This window comes from Sedimentitalea sp. XS_ASV28 (genome assembly GCF_041224545.1).
GTDB lineage: Bacteria > Pseudomonadota > Alphaproteobacteria > Rhodobacterales > Rhodobacteraceae > Sedimentitalea.
The window spans coordinates 1-1,254 of the sequence record NZ_JBGFGP010000058.1; the positions used below are offsets into that span (position 1 = coordinate 1).

At 60.6% G+C, this 1,254-nt stretch carries 1 protein-coding gene; it reads left to right on the forward strand.

The genetic code is table 11. The annotated features are described in order from the left end of the window. Positions 1 to 67: 67 nt before the first annotated feature. A protein-coding gene (locus AB9K34_RS02100; RefSeq protein WP_100165069.1) for an IS3 family transposase occupies positions 68 to 1,227 on the forward strand; the annotation gives its coding sequence in 2 pieces (ribosomal slippage) (positions 68 to 317 and positions 317 to 1,227; 1,161 coding nt in all). Positions 1,228 to 1,254: the final 27 nt, after the last annotated feature.

Genomic DNA, 1,254 nt, shown 5'->3' on the forward strand with positions numbered 1-1,254 from the left:
ATGACCTGCCCCCCGCGAAATCCCTCATCATGATGTAGAGTCTGCCCAACCTTGAAGGAGCAGACGAATGCGAAAGAGCCGTTTTACCGAGGCGCAGATTATCGGGATGATCAAGGAGCAAGAGGCGGGCATGCCGACGGCCGAACTGTGCCGTCGTCACGGGCTGAGCCCGTCCACGTTTTACAAGCTGAAAGCCAAATACGGCGGCATGGAGGTGTCAGAAGCCGCCCGGCTGAAGGCGCTGGAAGACGAGAACACCAAGCTCAAGCGCCTGCTGGCCGATACGATGCTCGACAACGTGGTCCTGAAAGATCTTTTGGGAAAGAACTGACGACGCTGACCAAGCGGCGAGAGGCAGCGCTCAGAGCGATGCGGGATCACGACATCTCGCAGCGCCGGGCCTGCCGGCTTGTCGGTGTCGATCCAAAGACGGTCCGGCGCGAACGCCCGCCGGATTGCCCCGAGATCCGCAAAGAGATGCAGGAGATTGCAGGCAAGCGACGTCGGTTCGGCTATCGTCGGATCGGCGTCCTGCTCGAACGCAAGGGCATGATCATGAACCACAAGAAGCTGTATCGGCTCTACCGGGAGGAAGGTCTCTCGGTGAAGCGACGACGTGGCCGCAAACGGGCCCGCGGCACACGCACACCGATGCCGGAGGCGGCGCGCCCAAATGCGCGGTGGTCGCTGGACTTTCTGTCGGACAGCTTTGGTGCTTCACGCAAGTTCCGCATCCTGGCAGTGATCGACGATTGCTGCCGCGAAAACCTGTGCCTCATGGCCGACACCAGTATCTCGGGAGCCCGTGTCGCCCGCGAGCTGGATGCGCTGGTGCGGGTCTACGGAAAACCAGGTTGCATCGTCAGTGATAACGGCACGGAGTTCACAAGCCGGGCCATCCTGAAATGGGCCGACCAGAACGATGTGCCGTGGCATTACATCGACCCAGGGAAGCCACAGCAGAACGCCTTCATCGAGTCGTTCAACGGCAGCCTGCGCGACGAGCTATTGAACGAGGAGATCTTTGACACCCTGAACGATGCCCGGCGAAAGCTGGCGCTATGGCGATATGACTACAATGCCGTCAGGCCGCATTCGTCGCTCGGAAACCAGACGCCACTGCAAGCGCGCCGAGCGCTTGAGCAATTTGAGGGCTCCGCGCCCGGCGCGCTTGCCCAAACCGAAACCCATGATTATCAAGATCAAACCCGCAGACTCTCGTTATGAACGAGGGACCGAAGGGGGGCAGGTCAT